This is a genomic window from Rhizobacter sp. Root404 (genome assembly GCF_001425865.1).
In the GTDB taxonomy this organism is placed as follows: Bacteria; Pseudomonadota; Gammaproteobacteria; order Burkholderiales; family Burkholderiaceae_C; genus LMDS01.
Map to the genome: position 1 here is coordinate 743,204 of NZ_LMDS01000004.1, position 14,722 is coordinate 757,925.

The window sequence follows — 14,722 nt, forward strand, 5'->3', positions numbered from 1 at the left end:
GCGCCGGATGGCCGCGGCGGTGACGCGCCTGCGCGGACCACACGGTCGACTGCCGCTCCCGATCACGGCGCTTGTCGGCTTCATCCTCGGGGTGGTCGCGGTCGCCGTCATCTCGCTGGTCTCCTACCAGTCGCTACAGACCCGCCAGACCGCGGCCGAACTCGTCAGCCAGACCTTCAGCGTGCTGGAGCGCCTGCAGGCGTTGATGTCGACGCTGAAGGATGCCGAGACCGGCCAGCGCGGCTACCTGCTGACCGGCAGCGAACGCTATCTCGACCCGTACATGAATGCCAAGGCGGCGCTGCCCGAGGACTTCAAGCGGGTGCGCGAACTGACTCTCGACGCCGCCGACCAGCAGCATCGCCTGGCGATGCTGGAGAAGCTCGTCAAGGACAAGCTCGACGAACTCGACCTGACGATCGCGAAGCGCCGGGCCGGCGACGCGGCGGGGGCGCTGGAGATCGTCGCCAGCGACCGCGGCCGCGCCACGATGGAACGCATCCGGGCGATCGCCGCGGAGATGTCGGCCGACCAGCAGCGCCTGCTCGCGACGCGGCAACAGGCGTGGGAGGACGCGGCAGCGAGCTCGGTGCTCGTGCAGGGCGTGGGCGCGCTGATCCTGCTGGTGTTGATCGGCGGCGCGGCGGTCGTCGCCTCGCGCGCGCACCGCGCGCAGGAGGCGGAGGCGTGGCTGCGGGCCGGCACGGCCAAGCTGAGCCTGGCGATCCAGGGCGACCGGCGGCTGGACGAGCTGGGACAGATCGTCATCGACTGCGTGGCGCGCTACCTCGATGCGCAGGTCGGCGCGATCTACACGGTCGAGAACGACGGCACGCTCCAGCGCTTCGCCGCCTTCGCGGCCGCCCGCAGTGCCGCCACCGTGCGGCCGACACAGGGCCTGCTCGGACAGGCGATCAAGGACCGGCGCGCGATGCATGTCGCCGACGTCCCCGATGGCTACCTGGTGGTCGATTCGGCCCTCGGCCAGGCGACCGCACGCGAGCTGCTGATCGCCCCCGCGGTGGTCGATGACGTCAGCTACGCGGCCATCGAGCTGGGCTTCCTGCGGCCGGTGCACGCGACCGAGACCGAGCTGCTGAAGCGCCTGTCCGAACTGATCGCGATCGCGGTGCGCACCGCGCGCGACCGCTCCCGGCTCGAGGAGCTGCTGGAGGAGACCCAGCGCCAGGCCGAGGAGCTGCAGGCGCAGCAGGAGGAACTGCGGGTCAGCAACGAGGAGCTGGAGGAGCAGTCGCGGGCCCTCAAGGAATCTCAGCTGCAGCTCGAATCCCAGCAGACGGAACTGGAGCAGACCAATTCGCAGCTGGAGGAACAGGCGCAGCTGCTGGAGCACCAGCGCGACGACCTGGAGCAATCGCGCGCGACGCTGGCCGACAAGGCACGCGACCTGGAGCGCTCCAACCAGTACAAGAGCGAGTTCCTCGCGAACATGAGCCACGAGCTGCGCACGCCGCTCAACTCGACGCTGATCCTGGCCAAGCTGCTGGCCGACAACCGGCCCGGCAACCTGAACGCGGAACAGGTCAAGTTCGCCGGCACCATCCTGTCCGCGGGCCGCGACCTGCTGAGCCTGATCAACGACATCCTCGACCTGTCCAAGATCGAGGCCGGCAAGGTCGAGGTCGGCATCGAGCCGGTGCGCATCGCCGCCACGGTCGACACGCTGGTCAAGACGATGCAGCCGCTGGCCGAGCAGAAGGATCTGCGGCTGGCGGCGGAGGTCGATCCCGGCGCGCCTGCCACGATCACCACCGACCCGCAACGCCTCGGGCAGATCCTGAAGAACCTGCTCTCCAACGCCCTGAAGTTCACCGAGCGCGGCGCGGTGCGGCTGCGCGTGGCGGCCGGGCCGGGGCCGAGCGTGTCGTTCGCGGTGTCGGACAGCGGCATCGGCATCGCCCCGGAACACCAGGAGCTGATCTTCGAGGCGTTCCGCCAGGCCGACGGCAGCACCCACCGCAAGTACGGCGGCACCGGCCTGGGCCTGTCGATCTCGCGCGACCTGGCGCGCCTGCTCGGCGGCGACATCGAGGTCCGCAGCACGCCCGGCGAGGGCAGCGTGTTCACGCTGACGCTGCCGTGCGAGTTCGATGCGGGCAGCGTCGCGTCCCGCGCGGCGGCCGCAGCGGCGCGGCCGGCCGCCCTGCCCGCCGCGTTCCCGCCGTCATCCAGCGAGTCCAGCGAGTCCAGCGAGCGCGGCGACACGCCGATCGCCGCCTGGTCACCACCGCCGCCGGCGTCGTTCGCCCGCAAGGTCCCCGACGACCGCGACGCGCTGCGCGCCGACTCGCGGCTGATCCTGGTGATCGAGGACGACCTGCGCTTCGCCGCCATCCTGGTCGACCTGGCGCACGAGATGGCATTCCAGTGCGTCGTCACGCACTCGGCCGGCGAGGGCGTGCGGGCCGCGCTGGAGTACCGGCCGAGCGCGATCCTGCTCGACATGAACCTGCCCGACCATTCGGGCCTCGGCGTGCTCGACCAGCTCAAGCACGACTCGCGCACGCGGCACATCCCGGTCCACGTGCTGTCGGTGGCCGACTACATCCGGGAGGCGATGGAACGCGGCGCCATCGGGTACGACCTCAAGCCGGTCCAGCGCACCCAGCTGGTCGCGGCGCTGCAGCGGCTCGAATCCACCTTCTCGGCGCGCCTGCGCCGCGTGCTGGTGGTGGAGGACGACACCCGCCAGCGTGAGAGCATCGACAAGCTGCTCGGCAACGACGGGGTCCAGATCGTCGGCGTCGCGACGGCCGCCGCGGCGCTGGAGCAGCTGCGCACGACGACCTTCGACTGCATGATCATGGACCTCAACCTGCCCGACCTCAGCGGCTACGAACTGCTCGAGAAGATGGCGGCGCAGGGCGACGCCTCGTTCCCGCCGGTGATCGTCTACACCGGCCGCTCGCTGACCCGCGACGAGGAGCAGCAGCTGCGGCGCTTCTCGAAATCGATCATCGTCAAGGACGCGCGCTCGCCCGAGCGCCTGCTCGACGAGGTGACGCTGTTCCTGCACCAGGTCGAGTCGTCGCTGCCGGCCGAGGCGCAGCGGATGCTGATGGTCGCGCGCGACCGCGATGCGTCGCTGGACGGGCGCCGCATCCTCGTCGTCGAGGACGACGTGCGCAACGTGTTCGCGCTGACCAGCGTGCTCGAGCCGAAGGGCGCGACGGTGGAGCTGGCGCGCAACGGCCGCGAGGCGCTGGAGCAGCTGGAGCGCAGCCGCAGCCCCGGCGGCAAGCCGATCGACCTGGTGCTGATGGACATCATGATGCCGGAGATGGACGGCTTCACCGCGATGCGCGAGATCCGCAAGCAGCCGGTCTGGAAGAAGCTGCCGATCATCGCGCTGACCGCGAAGGCGATGCGCGACGACCAGGAGAAGTGCCTGGCCGCCGGCGCGAACGACTACATCGCCAAGCCGCTCGATGTCGACAAGCTGCTGTCGCTGGTGCGGGTCTGGATGCCGAAGTAGGCGATGACCGCGAGCACCTTCGACATCGAGCTGAAACTGCTCGTCGACGCCGTCTACCTGAAGTACCACTTCGACTTCAGGGGCTACGCCGCGGCCTCGCTGAAGCGCCGCATGAAGGCGGCGATGGGGCGGTTCGGCTGCGAGAGCCTGTCGCAGTTGCAGGACCGGCTGCTCAACGATTCGACGGTGTTCACGACGCTGCTCGACTACCTGACCGTGCAGGTCAGCGAGATGTTCCGCGATCCGGAGTACTTCCTCGCGCTGCGCACGCAGGTCATGCCGCACCTGCGCACCTACCCGTCGCTGAAGGTCTGGGTGGCCGGCTGCAGTGCCGGCGAGGAGGCCTATTCGCTCGCCATCCTGCTGCAAGAGGAAGGGCTGCTCGAACGCACGATCATCTACGCGACCGACATCAACCCGCAGGCGCTGCGGCGCGCCGAGGCCGGGGTGTTCGAGCTCGAGCGGATCGCTTCGTTCACCGCGAACCACCAGCGTTCCGGCGCGACCCGCTCGCTCGCGGACTACTACACCGCCGCGTACGGTCGCGCGGTGTTCGACAAGCGGCTGCGCGAGCACATCCTGTTCTCGGACCACAGCCTGGCGACCGACAGCGTGTTCGCCGAAGTGCAGCTGGTCTCGTGCCGCAACGTGCTGATCTACTTCGACCGCGCGCTGCAGAACCGCGCGCTCGGGCTGTTCCGCGACTCGCTGTGCCGGCGCGGCTTCCTCGGGCTCGGTTCGAAGGAATCGATGCGCTTTTCCGATCAGGCCGACGCCTTCGAGGAGTTCGTGCGCGGCGAGCGGATCTTCCGGAAGGTGGCCGAGTGATGGCCGGGCACGCCAGCGCGGCCCGCCCGATCGACGCGGTCGTGATCGGCACCTCCGCGGGCGGCGTCGAGGCCCTGTCGAGCGTGCTCGGCGGGCTGCGCGCCGACGCGGCGTTCGCGGTGCTGATCGTGCTGCACCTGCCGAAGGACCGACGCAGCCTGCTGCCGGAGATCCTCGGCCGCAAGTGCGCGCTGCCGGTCCTCGAAGCCGTCGACAAGCAGCCGATCGAACCGGGCACGGTCTACATCGCGCCGCCCGACTACCACCTGCTGGTGGACAACGGGCCGCAGATCGCGTTGTCGATCGACGACCCCGTGCTCTATTCGCGGCCCTCGGTGGATGTACTGTTCGAGTCCGCGGCGGACGTTTACGCCGAGCGCCTGATGGGCATCGTGCTGACCGGCGCGAACCAGGACGGCGCCGCCGGCCTGCTGGCCATCAAGCGGGCCGGCGGCGTCACCGTGGTGCAGGACCCGCAGACCGCACAGGCGTCGCTGATGCCCGCATCGGCGCTGCAGCGTGCCCAACCGGATCACGTGCTGGCGCTGGACGGCATCGCGGCGCTGCTGCAGCGGTTGTCACCGGCGCCGGAGGTTCGGCCGTGACGACCGCCGTGAAGTGCCTGATCGTCGACGACGTCGCCGAGAACCTGGTCGCGCTGTCCGCCCTGCTGCGGGCCGAGGACGTCGAGGTCCTGCAGGCCCGCTCGGCCGTCGAGGCGCTGGAGTTGCTGCTCGTGCACGACGTCGCCCTCGCGCTGCTCGACGTGCAGATGCCCGAGATCGACGGCTTCGAGCTCGCCGAGATGATGCGCGGCAGCGAACGCACCCGGCGCATCCCGATCATCTTCGTCACCGCCGGTGCGCGCGACCAGCAGCGCATGTTCAAGGGCTACGAAAGCGGCGCGGTCGACTTCCTGTTCAAGCCGATCGAATCGCACGTGCTGAAGAGCAAGGCCAGCGTGTTCTTCCGGCTGCACCGCCAGAACATGCAGCTCGAAGCGCAGCTCGACAGCCTGCGCGAGACGCTGCGCCTGAACGAGATGTTCACTGCGGTGCTCGGCCATGACCTGCGCGGGCCGCTGACCGCGATGAGCATCTCGGCCCAGGCGCTCGCCCGGGGCCCGGACGAATCGGTCCGCAAGCTCAGCGCGCGCATGGTGCACAGCTGCAAGTGGATGGGCCGGATGATCGAGGACCTGCTGGACCTGAGCCGTGCGCGCGTCGGGGGCGGCATCACGATCGTCCGCCAGGCCGTCGACCTCGGCGACATCGCCGAGAAGGCGGCCCAGGAGCGGCGCGTGATGTTCCCGAATCGCGAGCTGGCAGTCCGGCGCTCGGGCGACACGCACGGTCGATGGGATGGCGACCGCATCAGCCAGGTCATGGCCAACCTGCTCGGCAACGCGCTGATCCACGGCCGGCCGGACTGCACGATCGAGGTCCGGGTGGACGGCTCGCGCCCGGACGCCGTGAACCTGAGCGTCACGAACGAGGGTGCCGTTCCGGAAGATATCCTGCCGCACATCTTCGATCCGTTCCGCAGCGGACGCACCGGCTCGGAGCGGGCCGACGGACTTGGCCTGGGCCTGTACATCGTCGACCAGATCGTGCGGGCCCACGGCGGGCGGATCGACGTGGCGGTCGACGCCGCCACCGACTCGACCCGCTTCTCGGTCGAGCTGCCGCGCGACGCTCAGTCCCGGTAGCTCGGGTCGGTGCGATCGACGAGGCGCTGCAGCGCGTCGAACGCGTCCTGCCCGGCGCCGAAGCGCGGGTCGTACTGCAGCGAATCGCGCACGCAGGCTTCGAGCACCGGGGGCGCGATGGCACGCGGCCGGCCCATCGAAAGCGTGGCCAGCTGCACCTCGCAGGCGCGCTGCAGCAGCCACATCAGCCCGAACGCCTGCGCGAGGTTGGCGCCGATCGTCACCGGGCCGTGGTTGCGCAGCAGCAGCACCGGCTTGCCGCCGGCGCTGGCGAGGATGCGCGCGCCCTCGTCGGCATGCACGGTGATGCCCTCGAACTCGTGGTACGCGACCTTGCCGAACAGCTGCGCGGCGTAAAAGTTGGTGAAGCTCAGGCCCTCGTCCAGGCAGCACACCGCCATCGTCGGCGTGGTGTGGACGTGCATCACGCAATGCGCGTCGGTCAGCGTCTCGTGGATCTTGCCGTGGAACGTGAAGCCGGCCGGGTTGATCGGCCAGTCGCTGTGGCCGATCACCTGGCCGTGGACGTCGACCTTGACGAGGTTGGACGCCTTGACCTCGCTGTAGTGGAGGCCGAACGGGTTGATCAGGAAGTGCGCGTCCGGCCCCGGCACGCGCAGCGAGATGTGGTTGTAGATCAGCTCGCCCCAGCCGAGGCGGTCGAAGATGCGGTAGGCCGCGGCGAGCTGGACGCGCGCGGCCCATTCTTCCGGAGTGCAGGCGATGTTCATCGTGTCGGCTCAGACGAAACGGAGGGCGATCGAGCCGAGCGGCCCGTAGTCGACGGCGAACTCGTCGCCGGCCTGCGCGGGGGTCGGGCGCGTGAACGAGCCGGCGAGCACCACGTCACCGGCGTCGAGTTGCTCGCCGTAGGGGGCAATCCGGTTGGCGAGCCACGCCACGCCGTGCGCCGGGTGGCCGAGCACGCCGGCGGCGAGGCCGGTCTCCTCGACGACGCCGTTCTTCTGCAGGATCGCGCCGACCCAGCGCAAGTCGAGCTCGGCCGGCGGCACGCGCCGGCCGCCGAGCACGATGCCGGCGTTGGCGGCGAAGTCGCTGATCGTGTCGAAGACCTTGCGCGGCGCCTTGGTGTCGCGGTCGAACTGCTCGATGCGCGCGTCGATGATCTCGATCGCCGGCGTCACGAGCTCGGTGGCCGCGAGCACGTCGGCCTGCGTCACGCCCGGGCCGCGCAGGGGCCCGCCAAGGATGAACGCAAGCTCGACCTCGACCCGCGGCGCGATGAAGCGATCGGTCGGGATGTCGCCGGGCGCGAAGAACATGTCGTCCATCAGCGGCGCGAAATCGGGCTCGTCGATCTGGCTCGACAGCTGCATCGCCCGCGAGGTCAGCCCGATCTTGCGGCCCTGGACGCGCCTGCCGTCGGCGATCTCCAGCGCCACCCAGGCGCGCTGGATCGCATAGCCGTCGTCCAGCGTCATGCCGGGGAAGCGCGTCGAGAAGTGGCGCAGCGCGACGCGGCTCCTGCGCGCCGCCTGCAGCTCGAGGGCGAGCGCGGCGATCGTGTCTTGCGGCAGCATCGGGGGGTCAGTCCTTCTTCTTCTCGAACAGCGGGTGCAGGTTGCTGAGCTTGGCGTCGAACACCTCGTCGCCGACATCGATCTGCAGCGTCACGCCGACCAGCCGCCGCGCCTGGATCGGCTCGAAGAACGATCGCGCCGCCTCCAGCAGCGCGCTTCCGATGCGCTGCTGCGTCGCCTCGCTGCGGCCGCGCTTCATTCGCAGGTTCAGGTACGCGAACGCGTAGTCGGACTGGCCATCGGCGATCGCGTAGCGCGGCGCCGGGTATGCGAGCACGCGCGTGCCGCCGATCGGGAACACCGCCGCGCCGGCCTCGTCGACCTGCGCGATCATCGTGTCGGCCAGCGTCCGGCACAGCGCGTTCATGTTGGCCTGCGCGTCGAGGTTGTCGCTGTAGAGAATCGTCAGGTGCGGCATCAGGCCACCTCCATCGTGCCCACGGTGCAACTCACCGCGAAGATCGGGATCGGTTGCACGTACCGCACCGTGCCCGCACCACCCGCCGCGGCCGCGACGGCGATGAAGGTGCGGATCTCGAACGCGCCCTGCCCGCCGTCACGGTAACAGGCGGCGTCGGTGTAGGACAGCAGCGCGGTCTTGTCGTTGCGCGACCAGCGGTCCAGGAACTCGCGGTCCCAGGCCTCGTTGACCTTGCCGGAATCGGGCGTGGCCGGCCAGTGGCTGATGCCGCCGGTGCCGACGATCGCGATCCGCTCGGGCACGCTGTCGGCCGCGCGCCGCAGCGCCTCGCCGAAGGCCCAGGCGCGGTGCAGCGGCGTCAGCGGCGGGCCCTGGCAGTTGATGTTGGCGGGGATCACCGGGATGTCGTAGTGAGGCGTCAGGAAGTGCAGCGGCACGGCGATCGCGTGGTCGAACTTCCATTCCTCGGCGAACGCGACGTCGACCGTCTGCATCACCTCGGTGATGATCCGGCGCGACAGGGCCGCGTTGCCCGGCACGCTGGTGCGTTCGATGCCGAGCCAGGTCGGGTCCTCGATCGGGCCCTCGTACTCGTCGGCCATTCCGATCGCGAAGGCCGGCATGTTGTTCATGAAAAAGTTGCCGAAGTGCTCGGCGCCGACGACGATCACCGCGTCGGGCCGCGCGGCCCGCAGCTCGCGGCCGAGTCCGTAGAAGGCGGCGTGGAACGCATCCTTGGTGTCGGGGTCGGCGAGGTGGGCGCGGCCGGTGATGCCGGGCGCGTGGCTGCAGACGGCGGCGAAGACGAGGCTCATGGCGTCATACCCCCGCGACCTTCTCGTCCATGCCGGTCGTCATCGTGTAGACGCCGGCGCGCACCGGGCCGTGCCGGGCAACACCGTCCCGCATCGCCTGCAGATAGTCGGGCCATGGCATGCCGAGGAAGGCGGCGTAGTGCATCAGCAGCTGGCCGTTCGCGCCGAGCACGTAGATCAGGCCGATGTCGCCGCGCTCGATCGCGCCGCGCTCCTCGGCGTCGAGCGGGTACTCGCCCAGCAGTGCGGCCGGCTCGTCGCGAAAACGCTGCTGCACGCGCGGCTCGCGGTTCAGGTGGTAGAGGAACTTCTGCAGGCCGTAGAGCGACACGTCACGCCCCCCAATGCGGAATGTGGTGCGCGCCGAGCGACACGGCGACGTTCTTCGGCTCGAGGAACACCTCGTAGCTCCAGGTGCCGCCTTCGCGCCCGGTGCCGCTGGCCTTGGTGCCGCCGAACGGCTGGCGCAGGTCGCGCACGTTCTGGCTGTTGACGAAGCACATGCCGGCCTCGATCGCCGCGGCCACCCGGTGGGCGCGGCCCACGTTCTCGGTCCAGACGTAGCTCGACAGTCCGTACGGGATGTCGTTGGCCTGCCGGATCGCGTCGGCTTCGTCGTCGAAAGGGATCAGGCACGCAACCGGGCCGAAGATCTCCTCCTGGGCGATGCGCATGTCGTTGCGCACGTCGGCGAACACGGTCGGGCGCACGAAGTTGCCGCGGCGCAGCGCCTCGGGCAGGTCGGGCGCCTCGAGCCCGCCGGTCAGGATCGTCGCGCCCTCCTTCGGGCCGAGTTCGATGTAGCTGCGCACCTTGGCCAGGTGCGCCGGACTTATCATCGGCCCGATCAGCGTGGCATCGTTCAGCGGATCGCCGACGGAGATGCGCGCGGCCCGGGCCGCGAAGCGCTGCGCGAAGTCGGCGTAGAGGCGCTTGTGCACCAGGATGCGCGAACCGGCGGTGCAGCGCTCGCCGTTGTTGGAGAAGATCATGAACAGCGCGGCGTCGAGCGCGCGGTCCACATCGGCATCGTCGAACACGACGAACGGACTCTTGCCGCCGAGTTCCATGCTGAACTTCTTCAGCCCGGCGTTCTTGACGATGCGCTGGCCGGTGGCCGTGGAGCCGGTGAACGAGATCGCACGCACGTCGGGATGTGCGCACAGCGGCTCCCCGGCTTCCCGGCCGAAGCCGTGGACGATGTTCAGCACGCCCTTCGGCAGCCCGGCCTCGGTCGCCAACTCGCCGAAGCGCGAGATGCTGAGCGGCGAGAGTTCGCTCATCTTCAGCACCGCGGTGTTGCCGAACGCGAGGCACGGCGCGAGCTTCCAGGTGCCGGTCATGAACGGCACGTTCCAGGGCGAGATCAACGCGCACACGCCGACCGGATGGAACAGCGTGTAGTTCAGGTGCGTCGGCGTCGGGTAGGTGTGCCCGTCGACCCGGGTGCACATCTCGGCGAAGTAGTAGAAGTTGTCGGCCGCGCGCGGCACCAGCTGCTTGCCGGTCTGCGAGATCGTCTGGCCCGTATCGCGGGTCTCGAGCTCGGCGATCTCGGGCACGTGCTGCTTGATCAGGTCGCCGAGCCGCACCATCATCTTCGCGCGCTCGGCGGCCGGCGTGGCGGCCCACTTCGGAAACGCGGCCTTCGCGGCGGCGACGGCGGCGTCGATCTCCGCGGCGCCGCCCGACGCGACCTCGGCGAGCACCTCCTGGGTGGCGGGGTTCACGGTCTCGAAGTAGTCGCGGCCTTCGACGCTGCGGCCGTCGATCAGATGCTGGATGCGCATGTCATTCACCTTCCACGATGCTGTTCGCGAGCCGGCCGATGCCGTCGATCTCGCAGACGACCTCGTCGCCCGGGTTGACGTCGACGACGCCCTCGGGCGTGCCGGTCAGGATCACGTCGCCGGGCCCGAGCGTCATGAAGCTGCTGAGGTACTCGATCAGCGCCGGCACGTCGTTGATCAGGTCGCGGGTGTTGCCGCGCTGCCTGACCGTGCCGTTGACCGACGTGCGCAGATCGAGCGCATGCGGGTCGGGCACGTCGGCCGCGTCGACCAGCCACGGGCCGATCGCCGTGCAGCCGTCGCGGTTCTTCACGCGCAGGTTGGGCCGGTACCAGTTCTCGAGGTAGTCGCGCACCGCGTAGTCGTTCGCGACGGTGTAGCCGGCGACGACGCGCATCGCATCCGCGCGTTTCACGTTCTTCGCGACCGCGCCGATCACGACCGCGAGCTCGCATTCGTAGTGCATGAAGGTCGCGTCGCGCGGGCGGCGCGTCGTGCCGCGGTGGCCGATCAGCGTGTTCGGCGCCTTCAGGAACGCCAGCGGCTCGTCCTGCGCGGTCTGCGTCAGCTCCTTCGCGAGCTCCTTTGCGTGGTCCGCGTAGTTGATGCCGAGCGCGATGATCGTGCCGGGCTCGAACGGCGGCAGCCAGACGACGCGGTCCTCGGCGAGCACGCGCCCATCGGCCAGGCGCAGGCCATCGGCGTGCGGCGCGGCGTGATGAATGGCGCCGTCGAATGCGACGCGGGCCGTGCGCGTCATGCCGTCGCTCCTTCGGCGACCAGCGGATTGGTCAACGTGCCGAGCCCGTCGATCGCGATGCGCACGCGCTGGCCGGCCCGGGCGCGCGGCGCGCCGGCGGCGACGCCGACCGACAGGACATCGCCCGGCGCGAGCGTGATGAACGCGCTGACCTCGGCGAGCAGCCGCGCGACCGGCCGGATCAGCCCGGCGGTGCCGGCGCGGTGGACGACCTCGCCATCGATCTCGACCGTGATGGCCAGCGCGTCGAGCGCGCCCAGGCCCGCGAGCGGCACCATCGCGCCGATCGGGCAGAACGTGTCGCGCGCCTTGAGGCGCAGCGAGGGCCGGTAGTACGACGCATGCGGCACGCTGACGTCGTTGACGATCACCGCGCCCGCGACGAACTGCAACGCCTCGGCTTCGCCGACCCGGCAGGCGGCGCGGCCGATCACCAGCCCGAACGTGGCGCCGATCTCGAGCGCCTCGACGCCGGCCGGCACGACGATCGCATCGCCATCCGCCACCCAGGTGTTGCGCGGCTTGATGTAGAGCACCGGTGCCTGCGGTGGCGCCTTGTACGGCGGCGCGTGAACGGCGTCGCCGAGCGCGGCGAGCGCGTCGGCGTGGTTCAGCAGCGTGCCGTAGACGGTGCCGCGGTGCGGGAGCGGAAGCATCTGCGCAGTTTAATCACTCACACATTAGTATTGCAAGATCGGTCGAGGCGGCGCGTCTCGGTAGTTTCCCGGGATGGGTGCGTCGGGACAACCCGATTTACACTGCGATGTGAGCAAACAACCGCCTGCCATGCCTGCCGCCGCGCTGCGTCACCGCAATCTGCCCCACCTGCTGCTGCGCGCGCGCGAGACCCTGATGGCGCATTTCCGCCCGTTGCTGGCCGAACAGGGCCTGACCGAGCAGCAGTGGCGCATCCTGCGCGAAATCGTCGAGCAGGGCCCGCTCGAGCCGCGCCAGCTGTGCGAGGCGTGCTCGATCTCCAGCCCCAGCATCGTCGGCGTGCTGGCGCGCATGGAAGAGACCGGCCTCGTGACGCGCGAGCGCATGGCGCACGACCAGCGGCGCGTCAAGGTGTCGCTGACGCCGCGCAGCCGGCGCACCGCGCAGAAGCTGATCCCGCTGATCGAGCAGCGCTATCAGACACTCGAGGCGGCGCTCGGACTGCGCTCGATCCAGGAGGTCTACGACGCACTCGACGCGCTGTTGGCGCGCACGCCGCGCGCCGACCCGGGCGCCGACTAGGCGGCAGCCTTGCGCAGCCGCCGCACCTGCAGCGTCGCGCCGATCAGGAACAGCAGCACCAGCACGCCGGTCGCCTTCACCAGCTCCGGCGCCTCGGCGTTGGGCAGCAGCGGTGTACCGAGCGGCAGCCGCGTGGTCGTCTCGGTGATGGCCGGGATCCAGTGGAACAGGAAGGTCGCCGAGTAGCTCACGACCTCGACGATCCGCGACCAGCGCCCGAATGCGCCGCGGCCGGCGGCCCAGGCGAGCGCCAGCACCACCAACGTGACGATGCCGAGCACGTGCGGCTTGCCGAAGCCGCCGTGCTGGAAGATGCCGAAGCCGGTCAGGCAGGTGAGCACCGTGGTCACCACGTAGAGCTTGCCCACGCCCTGGTCGAGCGTGATCTCGCGCCAGCGCCACAGCGCCACGAGGCCCGCGGCGACGGCGATCAGGCTGATCGCGGTGTGGATCGTGCCGAGCCAGGTCAATCCGTAGAACATCCGAACTCCTTGGTGATGAAGCGCCGGGGATGACATTCGCCCGCTACATTGCGTATCCTGCCTGCCTGGACCGCGTGCGTGTCCGGCCAGCCGCCCCTTTTTCGAGACCGGAGCCCTCTGCCGCCCATGAGATACCGGATCGCCCTCTGCGGATTCAGCGAATTCGAGCACCGGGCCATGCAGTTTTCGTTCCAGCACCCGGACGAATTCCATGAATCGACCTACGACCTGGTCGATGCGCTGTCGGACGCCGATTTCGCGGTGGTCGATGCCGATTCCCAACCTGCCGTCAAGGGCGTCGTGCTGTCGGGCCGGGTCGCGCAATCGGTGTTCGTCGGCGGCGACGCGCCCGAAGGCGCAGCCTCGCACCTGCCGCGGCCGATCGATCCGCGCCGCATCCTGCGCACGCTCGACCAGCTGACCGCTCGGCGGACCGTGGCGCAGCGCCGGGCCGAGGAACTGCCGGACCCGATCGTCAGCGAGTTGCCGGTGCTGGACGACGAGGTCCTGGACATCGAGATCGACATCGTGCCGGCCCCCGCCGCGCCGGCTGCGCCACCGCCGGACGAGGCCGCCTCGAACGCTGCGTTGCGCAGGGCGGCACGTGCGGCCGCCCGCGCCGCCGCGCGCCGGGCCCGGCTCGCCAGCGCGCGTGCCGCCATGCCGCCCGGCGATCCGCTGCGCGACGTGCTGGTGTTCGACGACGACGAGATCGACGCCGCGCACCTGTGCCGCCTGCTCGAGAAGTTCGGTTTCGTGGCGCGCAGCGTCGGCGAGATCGACGCGGCGGCCGAACTGATGAACGACCACCCGTTCGCGGCGATCTTCCTCGACATCGAGCTCGACGACGCCGGCGTCGCACTGCTCGCGCAAGCCCGCGAGTTGCCAGGCCCGCCCGGGCACGCCGGCCCCGCAGTGCTGATGGTCGCGGAGGAGCTCGATCCGGCGGACCGGGTGCGCGCCGCGCTCGCCGGGATCGCGATGCCGCTGATCAAGCCACTCAGCCGCGGTGACGTCGCGCGCGCGCTCGAGGCGGCCGGGGTCACGCTGCCGGCCGACGCACGGCGCCTCTGAGCGGCCGGGCGCCGATCTCCCGACAGCGGGTCGTCCTACGGCACGCCGCACGCGGGCGGCGCATCATCCCGTCACACGGCGCTGCGCCGTGCAAGGACGATCGATGACCACACCCATGACCTTGCTCCGCCGTGCCCTCGTGGTCGCCACCTGGGCCGGTGCGTCGGCGATGGCGCAGTCCCCCGCGTCGGCACCCGCCCCGCTGCCGGACCTGCCGCCCAGCGCCGCCTCGGGCCCCCGCGCCCCGGCGTCCGGCCCGCTCGGCCCGCGCCTGCGCACGCCGGCCGAGACCGGCAAGCGCGCGACGGCGCCCGGCGACCTGAGCCCCGAGCGGCCGGTCACGCCGCAGCTGACGATCCCGTTCGGCAAGAACCCGCCGCCCGCCAAGCCCGAGCCGCGCGTGCGCCGCGGCACGCCGCCGCCGCCGACCGCCGGCGCGGTCGACGACAGCGCGGCCCGCTGCGAGGCGCAGCAGGATCCGCAGGACCGCGCGACCTGCCGCGCCAAGCTCGCCCGCGAAGCGAAGACGCGCCTGCCGAACTGACGCAGATCAAGGCCGGCGCAAGTC

General features: G+C 70.4%; 16 protein-coding genes. 7 read left to right on the plus strand and 9 right to left on the minus strand.

Going from position 1 to position 14,722, the window contains the following annotated elements; genetic code table 11:
• Positions 1-7 precede the first annotated feature (7 nt).
• The 4 genes from ASC76_RS08085 to ASC76_RS08100 are packed head-to-tail and all read left to right on the plus strand — an operon-like array spanning position 8 to position 6,032.
• Positions 8-3,496 (plus strand): response regulator, encoded by a 3,489-nt coding sequence (locus ASC76_RS08085; protein ID WP_056464678.1) that lies wholly within the window; start codon positions 8-10, stop codon positions 3,494-3,496.
• 3 nt (positions 3,497-3,499) lie between these two features.
• Positions 3,500-4,324, plus strand: a complete 825-nt coding sequence (locus tag ASC76_RS08090) for a protein-glutamate O-methyltransferase CheR (protein ID WP_056464680.1) — start codon at positions 3,500-3,502, stop codon at positions 4,322-4,324.
• Positions 4,324-4,929 carry a chemotaxis protein CheB gene (locus ASC76_RS08095; RefSeq protein WP_056464682.1) on the plus strand — a complete coding sequence of 202 codons (606 nt, stop codon included), beginning with the start codon at positions 4,324-4,326 and terminating at the stop codon, positions 4,927-4,929. The genes ASC76_RS08090 and ASC76_RS08095 overlap by 1 nt, the downstream gene beginning before the upstream one ends.
• Positions 4,926-6,032 carry a HAMP domain-containing sensor histidine kinase gene (locus ASC76_RS08100; RefSeq protein WP_056464683.1) on the plus strand — a complete coding sequence of 369 codons (1,107 nt, stop codon included), beginning with the start codon at positions 4,926-4,928 and terminating at the stop codon, positions 6,030-6,032. Before ASC76_RS08095 ends, ASC76_RS08100 begins: the two co-directional genes overlap by 4 nt.
• On the opposite strand, the gene ASC76_RS08105 is transcribed toward ASC76_RS08100, so the two are convergent.
• The 8 genes from ASC76_RS08105 to ASC76_RS08140 are packed head-to-tail and all read right to left on the minus strand — an operon-like array spanning position 6,020 to position 12,015.
• Positions 6,020-6,763, minus strand: coding sequence for a class II aldolase/adducin family protein (locus ASC76_RS08105; protein WP_056464685.1), 744 nt, complete (start codon positions 6,761-6,763; stop codon positions 6,020-6,022). The two genes, ASC76_RS08100 and ASC76_RS08105, sit on opposite strands and share 13 nt — an antisense overlap.
• A gap of 9 nt (positions 6,764-6,772) precedes the next feature.
• Positions 6,773-7,573, minus strand: coding sequence for a 2-oxo-hept-4-ene-1,7-dioate hydratase (gene hpaH / locus ASC76_RS08110; protein ID WP_056464688.1), 801 nt, complete (start codon positions 7,571-7,573; stop codon positions 6,773-6,775).
• 7 nt (positions 7,574-7,580) lie between these two features.
• Positions 7,581-7,991: a 5-carboxymethyl-2-hydroxymuconate Delta-isomerase gene (locus tag ASC76_RS08115; RefSeq protein WP_056464690.1), complete on the minus strand. Its 411-nt coding sequence runs from the start codon at positions 7,989-7,991 to the stop codon at positions 7,581-7,583.
• Complete coding sequence (locus ASC76_RS08120) at positions 7,991-8,809, minus strand: extradiol ring-cleavage dioxygenase (RefSeq protein WP_056464692.1); 819 nt, start codon at positions 8,807-8,809, stop codon at positions 7,991-7,993. Before ASC76_RS08120 ends, ASC76_RS08115 begins: the two co-directional genes overlap by 1 nt.
• Before the next feature lie 4 nt (positions 8,810-8,813).
• Positions 8,814-9,140, minus strand: a complete 327-nt coding sequence (locus tag ASC76_RS08125; protein ID WP_056464694.1) for an aromatic ring-opening dioxygenase LigA — start codon at positions 9,138-9,140, stop codon at positions 8,814-8,816.
• A gap of 1 nt (position 9,141) precedes the next feature.
• Positions 9,142-10,599, minus strand: coding sequence for a 5-carboxymethyl-2-hydroxymuconate semialdehyde dehydrogenase (hpaE, locus tag ASC76_RS08130; protein ID WP_056464696.1), 1,458 nt, complete (start codon positions 10,597-10,599; stop codon positions 9,142-9,144).
• Position 10,600: 1 nt separating this feature from the next.
• Complete coding sequence (locus tag ASC76_RS08135) at positions 10,601-11,359, minus strand: fumarylacetoacetate hydrolase family protein (RefSeq protein ID WP_056464698.1); 759 nt, start codon at positions 11,357-11,359, stop codon at positions 10,601-10,603.
• The gene (locus ASC76_RS08140) at positions 11,356-12,015 is read right to left on the minus strand and encodes a fumarylacetoacetate hydrolase family protein (RefSeq protein WP_056464700.1); all 660 of its coding nucleotides are present in this window, start codon (positions 12,013-12,015) and stop codon (positions 11,356-11,358) included. Before ASC76_RS08140 ends, ASC76_RS08135 begins: the two co-directional genes overlap by 4 nt.
• 130 nt (positions 12,016-12,145) lie before the next feature.
• Between ASC76_RS08140 and hpaR the strand changes: the two genes are divergently transcribed.
• Positions 12,146-12,598 (plus strand): homoprotocatechuate degradation operon regulator HpaR, encoded by a 453-nt coding sequence (hpaR, locus tag ASC76_RS08145; protein WP_056464701.1) that lies wholly within the window; start codon positions 12,146-12,148, stop codon positions 12,596-12,598.
• Here the strand turns inward: hpaR and ASC76_RS08150 are convergent.
• Positions 12,595-13,080: a hypothetical protein gene (locus tag ASC76_RS08150; protein WP_056464703.1), complete on the minus strand. Its 486-nt coding sequence runs from the start codon at positions 13,078-13,080 to the stop codon at positions 12,595-12,597. The genes hpaR and ASC76_RS08150 overlap by 4 nt on opposite strands.
• Before the next feature lie 177 nt (positions 13,081-13,257).
• Here ASC76_RS08150 and ASC76_RS08155 point away from each other — a divergent pair, with 177 nt between their 5' ends.
• The gene (locus tag ASC76_RS08155) at positions 13,258-14,154 is read left to right on the plus strand and encodes a response regulator (RefSeq protein ID WP_162247080.1); all 897 of its coding nucleotides are present in this window, start codon (positions 13,258-13,260) and stop codon (positions 14,152-14,154) included.
• A 115-nt stretch (positions 14,155-14,269) separates the two neighbouring features.
• Entirely contained in the window at positions 14,270-14,698 is a 429-nt protein-coding gene (locus tag ASC76_RS08160) for a hypothetical protein (protein WP_056464708.1), read from the plus strand.
• The last annotated feature ends 24 nt before the right edge of the window (positions 14,699-14,722 follow it).

What these genes read in the sequence shown, in the direction of transcription:
- ASC76_RS08085 (WP_056464678.1), top strand. Translation starts at nt 8, where the DNA reads ATGGCCGCGGCGGTGACGCGCCTGCGCGGACCACACGGTCGACTGCCG.
- ASC76_RS08090 (WP_056464680.1), top strand. Translation starts at nt 3,500, where the DNA reads ATGACCGCGAGCACCTTCGACATCGAGCTGAAACTGCTCGTCGACGCC.
- ASC76_RS08095 (WP_056464682.1), top strand. Translation starts at nt 4,324, where the DNA reads ATGGCCGGGCACGCCAGCGCGGCCCGCCCGATCGACGCGGTCGTGATC.
- ASC76_RS08105 (WP_056464685.1), bottom strand. Translation starts at nt 6,763, where the DNA reads ATGAACATCGCCTGCACTCCGGAAGAATGGGCCGCGCGCGTCCAGCTC.
- hpaH (WP_056464688.1), bottom strand. Translation starts at nt 7,573, where the DNA reads ATGCTGCCGCAAGACACGATCGCCGCGCTCGCCCTCGAGCTGCAGGCG.
- ASC76_RS08115 (WP_056464690.1), bottom strand. Translation starts at nt 7,991, where the DNA reads ATGCCGCACCTGACGATTCTCTACAGCGACAACCTCGACGCGCAGGCC.
- ASC76_RS08120 (WP_056464692.1), bottom strand. Translation starts at nt 8,809, where the DNA reads ATGAGCCTCGTCTTCGCCGCCGTCTGCAGCCACGCGCCCGGCATCACC.
- hpaE (WP_056464696.1), bottom strand. Translation starts at nt 10,599, where the DNA reads ATGCGCATCCAGCATCTGATCGACGGCCGCAGCGTCGAAGGCCGCGAC.
- ASC76_RS08135 (WP_056464698.1), bottom strand. Translation starts at nt 11,359, where the DNA reads ATGACGCGCACGGCCCGCGTCGCATTCGACGGCGCCATTCATCACGCC.
- ASC76_RS08140 (WP_056464700.1), bottom strand. Translation starts at nt 12,015, where the DNA reads ATGCTTCCGCTCCCGCACCGCGGCACCGTCTACGGCACGCTGCTGAAC.
- hpaR (WP_056464701.1), top strand. Translation starts at nt 12,146, where the DNA reads ATGCCTGCCGCCGCGCTGCGTCACCGCAATCTGCCCCACCTGCTGCTG.
- ASC76_RS08150 (WP_056464703.1), bottom strand. Translation starts at nt 13,080, where the DNA reads ATGTTCTACGGATTGACCTGGCTCGGCACGATCCACACCGCGATCAGC.
- ASC76_RS08155 (WP_162247080.1), top strand. Translation starts at nt 13,258, where the DNA reads ATGCAGTTTTCGTTCCAGCACCCGGACGAATTCCATGAATCGACCTAC.
- ASC76_RS08160 (WP_056464708.1), top strand. Translation starts at nt 14,270, where the DNA reads ATGACCTTGCTCCGCCGTGCCCTCGTGGTCGCCACCTGGGCCGGTGCG.